Here is a 4,158-nt window from a genome sequence, read left to right as displayed (position 1 = left end):
TACTGGGCCCGCCCCCCGGCGCCCCCGGCCGGTCCGGCGGGCGGCACGGCGGGTGCGGCGGGCGCGGCCTGCACCGTCGCCGACCGGATCGCCGTCCGGCCGGGGCGCGGCGCCCTGGTGCGCGCCCTGTCGGGCGCCGGCGCCGGTGGCACCGAGTACCTGGTCACCGAGGCCGGGGTGCGCTACCCGCTGCCCTCGGCGGCGGTCGTCAAGCAGCTCGGCTACGGCGGCGCGACGCCGGTCGCCGTCCCGGCCGCGGTGGTGGCCCTGCTGCCGGCCGGCCCGAGCCTCGACCCGGCGGCCCTGGCGGACGCCGCGGCTTCGGGCGCGCCCACCGTCGCGGCGGTCACCCCAGGGGTTCCCGGAACCGCCGGCGTGCCCGTCGCGGGCGTTGCGCTCGACGCCGCCGTGTCCGCCGCCACGACGGCGACCTGCGGCTGAACCGCCGGTCGCGGCGGTCCCGTTGAGTCGATCAGAGCCGCGCGCGACCGGCGCGCGGAGAGAAAGGAGCACCTGGTGAGCACGCCGGCGAACTTGAACAAACAGGACGAGGCGATCCGCAAGGCGCTGTCCGACATCGAGCAGCAGATCGAGGGCATGATCACCGCCGGCCGCACGGTCGAGCGGATCAAGCAGGAACTGGCCAGCGGATACATCTCCGGGGCCAGCTCGACCTTCCAGCAGAAGGTCGAGGACTGGATGACGCGCTACCACACGGTCATCGGCGCGTTCGAGCGCTTCGCGGAGTCCACCAAGGTCGCCGACCAGGTCCTCAGCCACGCCGAGGAAGAGGCCCGGCTGCACGCGGCCGACGGCATCGTCGACGCGCTGAACGGCGCCTGACGGCGCGCCACGGAGAGGAAGGGAACGAGCACATGTCGATGGACAACTTCGGGAGCATCCAGCTCCACCACGAGACCGTCGCCCAGGCGGCGAGCGAGCTGGGCCAGGCGGGCCAGCTGATGGACGACGCCCTGTGGGAGGTGGAGCGGAAGCTCAACTCCCTGACCGAGAGCGGAAACTTCCAGGGTGCCGCGGCCGACGCCTTCACGGAGTTCAAGCAGGCCGTGACGGCCAACGCCGGACAGATGAACCAGGACATCATCGCCGCCGGCGGGAAGCTCACCAACATGCACCACATCATGAACGAGGCCGACCAGAGCGCGCGCAAGCAGTTCGGCTAGTCGAGAGGGCGGAGGCGCTCCCCATGGGTGAAACCACGATCAAGGTCTCGACCAGCGGCCTCAAGGCGTTCGCCACGAATCTGGAGACCTTCCGGATCGACCTCGGCACGGAGGCGAACGCGGTGCAGACCTGTCCGCCCGTGCTGCCGGGCAACACCAGTGTGCTGGAGATCCAGACGCTGAAGACCGGCGTCGACGCCTTCATGGGCAGTGTGAAGGACGCACTGACCACGATCCAGACCGAGGCCAAGCACACCAAGCTGGATCTGGAGATGGCCGGCGTCATGTTCGCGGACGGCGAGGACCACAGCCTGACGGAGGCGGAGACGATGGAGCTCTTCAAGGACGTCCTGGGCGGCGGCACTCCCAAGCCCCCGACCAGCACCGGCTGAGCGCTCCCCGGTCGTCGGGCGGACCATCCGTCCGGCGGCCGGACCGACACCCGTTCCGTTCCCGCTCCGCCCCGTGTGCCTCCGGGAGGAAGTCATGGCAGAAACAGCACCGAAGCACTATCCGTGGGAAGACGGCCTGACGGCGTTCGCGGCCTCGACGCAGAGTTCGATCACGAGCCGGGACACGGTGATCGGCAAACCGTGGATCACCGGGATCCGGGTCAGCAGCACCCTCAAGTCGACGAACGACGCACTGAAGCCGTACAAGAAGGACGAGGGCCAGGCCGGCTTCGACATGTGGGCCGAGTGGGTCTACCCGAAGGGCGACGACACCTACGAGTGGAGCACGATCGTCGGCGTCACGGTCGACTGGAACTTCTGGCAGCTCCAGCCGCCCGCCGGCGACACCGACACCCCGCTCGGGCACTTCGGGCACGCCGCGGACAACATCCTCGGACCGCTGATCTGGGGCAACGGCTACAACGACCGCACCAGCGCCCCGAGTTTCGAACAGGCGGCGACGGTCATCTCGGCCGTCAACACCTGGGTCAAGGAACAGCAGGGGATCGTCCAGGGCTGGGCCGACGGCGTCGAGGGTGCCGGCAGCGAGTTCCAGGGCAGCGCGGCGGGCCGGTTCAAGGAAGTCCTCATCGGGCTGCGGAACCAGCTCATCCAGGTGCACGTCGAGCTCGGCGACGACGCCGACGCCAAGGCGAAGTGCCTGCGCGAGACCGCGGAGGCGCTGCGCGCCGCGTACAAGGGGCTGTACAGCGGCTACGCCGCCTGGCGGGCGGTCCCGAAGGACCGACTCGAGTCGGGGACGCTCTGGAAGCTCAAGAACGACGACGAGGTGGTGTCGTTCTCCTGGCCCTCCGAGTGCGTCCACTCGGCCTTCGGCGCGGCCACGGCCTACGTGACGCCGACGATGACCAAGAACAGCGACGGAACGCGCACCTTCAAGTTCGCGGCCACCGGAGCGGCTCCGTCGCCGGACGACAAGGAAGCCCTGAAGGCGTGGATCGACGAGATCTCCAAGAAGATCTGGACCTCGTGGATCGAGATCGTCCTGGACAAGCAGGCGACCGAGGTGATGGCCGCCTTCAAGACGGCGTACGCGCACGCCGCCGCCGTCCTCCAGAAGCTCGAACCCCCGCAGAAGTGGCTGCCGGCCGACAAGCCGCCGACCCAGGAGGGCCCCAAGCCGCCGCCCGGCACCGGCGGCGCGGGTGACGGCGGCGCGGGCGGTGGCGCGGGCGGCGGTGCGGGCGGTGGCGGCACCGGCGGGATCGGTGACAACAAGGACAAGAAGGGACCCGGGGGCGGCTCCGGCACGGGCAAGATCCCGCCCCCACCGCCCACCACGGTGCCCGGGAACCCCGGCGGCACCGGTGGCAACAAGGGCCCCGGTGGCGGCCAGTCGACGCTGCTGGACGGAAAGGGGAAGCCGGTCCTCGGCAAGGACGGCAACCCGATCACCGTGCCGCCCGGCAGCACCGTCAACGGCAAGGGCGAGGTGATCGGCCCGGACGGCAAGCCGGTGCTCGGCAAGGACGGCAAGCCGATCATCGTTCCCCCGGGGACGACGGTCAGCCAGCCGACCACCGTGCCGGGCACCGGTAGCACGACCGGCGGGGGCGCGTTCAAGGTGCCGGTCGGTTCCAAGCGGAACGACGACGGCACCGTCACCGGCCCGGACGGCAACCTGCTGAAGGACGCCAACGGCAACACGGTCGTGCTCGGCAAGGACGACACGATCGACAAGGACGGCATCGTCCGGGGGTCGGACGGCAGGCCGGTCTCCCAGTTCGAGCAGCTGATGAACGACCAGGCGCACGCCATCATCGCCGGCCGTCCCGGCACCGGCGTCAGCTACCCCGGCGGAGGGATCTCCACCGGAAGCAACTGGACCGGGCTGCCGTCGTTCGGCGGGATCTCCACCGGGACCGGGACGGGTGGCATCACCACCTCGTTCAAGGGCGGCTCGGACCTGGCGGGCCAGTCGTTCGGCGGCTCGGGCGGCCGCAGTGGCATCGGCGGCATCGGTGCGTCCGGCCCGCCGACCATCGGCATCGGCGGCCGGTCGGCGGTGATGGGCGACGCGGCCAAGGTCGCCGAACTCGCCGCCGAGGCGCAGGCCGGCCGCTCCGCCGCGGGACGGGCCGCGACGGCCGCCGCCGAGGAGTCCCAGCTGATGGGCCGGGGCATCTCGACCACGGGCGGCACCGGCGGCATGGGCGGCCCGATGATGCCGCCGATGGGTGCCGGGGCCGGTGCCGGGGCCGCCGGCGGCCAGGGCGAGAAGGAGCGCCAGCGCACCACCTGGCTGTCCGAGGACGACGAGGTCTGGGGCACCGACTCCGGTGCGGTGACGGGCGTCATCGGCCGCTGATCGGGGCGCTCGCGGCCGGAGTCGAACCGGGCGGGCGGGCGCAGCCGTAGAGAGGACCGTACGACCCCATGGACCGGTGGGGGCCCGGCCCGGCCCACCCCCGCCCCCCGCCCCCCCCCCGCGACCAGTGGGTTTAAAAAAAAAACCAAGCCCCCACACCAAACACCCCCGGGCAGTTGCGGGAGGGGGGTGG

General features: G+C 71.6%; 5 protein-coding genes. All 5 read left to right on the top strand.

Annotation, left to right across the window (positions count from 1 at the left end):
- Positions 1-441 (top strand): type VII secretion protein EccB (locus ACFVHV_RS43385; RefSeq protein WP_380359336.1); only part of this gene is annotated, 441 nt, incomplete at its 5' end.
- Positions 442-516: 75 nt separating this feature from the next.
- On the top strand, positions 517-843 hold the full coding sequence (locus ACFVHV_RS43380) for a hypothetical protein (RefSeq protein ID WP_359899443.1): 327 nt from the start codon (positions 517-519) through the stop codon (positions 841-843).
- Between the two features lie 32 nt (positions 844-875).
- Entirely contained in the window at positions 876-1,184 is a 309-nt protein-coding gene (locus tag ACFVHV_RS43375) for a WXG100 family type VII secretion target (RefSeq protein WP_359899441.1), read from the top strand.
- 23 nt (positions 1,185-1,207) lie between these two features.
- Positions 1,208-1,576 carry a hypothetical protein gene (locus tag ACFVHV_RS43370; RefSeq protein WP_359899439.1) on the top strand — a complete coding sequence of 123 codons (369 nt, stop codon included), beginning with the start codon at positions 1,208-1,210 and terminating at the stop codon, positions 1,574-1,576.
- Positions 1,577-1,670: 94 nt separating this feature from the next.
- Positions 1,671-3,965, top strand: a complete 2,295-nt coding sequence (locus tag ACFVHV_RS43365) for a hypothetical protein (protein WP_380359331.1) — start codon at positions 1,671-1,673, stop codon at positions 3,963-3,965.
- Positions 3,966-4,158 lie beyond the last annotated feature (193 nt).

The organism is Kitasatospora sp. NPDC127116 (assembly GCF_042677365.1).
GTDB lineage: Bacteria > Actinomycetota > Actinomycetes > Streptomycetales > Streptomycetaceae > Kitasatospora > Kitasatospora lactacystinica.
Note: the sequence above shows the minus strand (reverse complement) of the source record. Positions and strands in the feature narration are given on the sequence as shown.

What these genes read in the sequence shown, in the direction of transcription:
- ACFVHV_RS43375 (WP_359899441.1), top strand. Translation starts at nt 876, where the DNA reads ATGTCGATGGACAACTTCGGGAGCATCCAGCTCCACCACGAGACCGTC.
- ACFVHV_RS43370 (WP_359899439.1), top strand. Translation starts at nt 1,208, where the DNA reads ATGGGTGAAACCACGATCAAGGTCTCGACCAGCGGCCTCAAGGCGTTC.
- ACFVHV_RS43365 (WP_380359331.1), top strand. Translation starts at nt 1,671, where the DNA reads ATGGCAGAAACAGCACCGAAGCACTATCCGTGGGAAGACGGCCTGACG.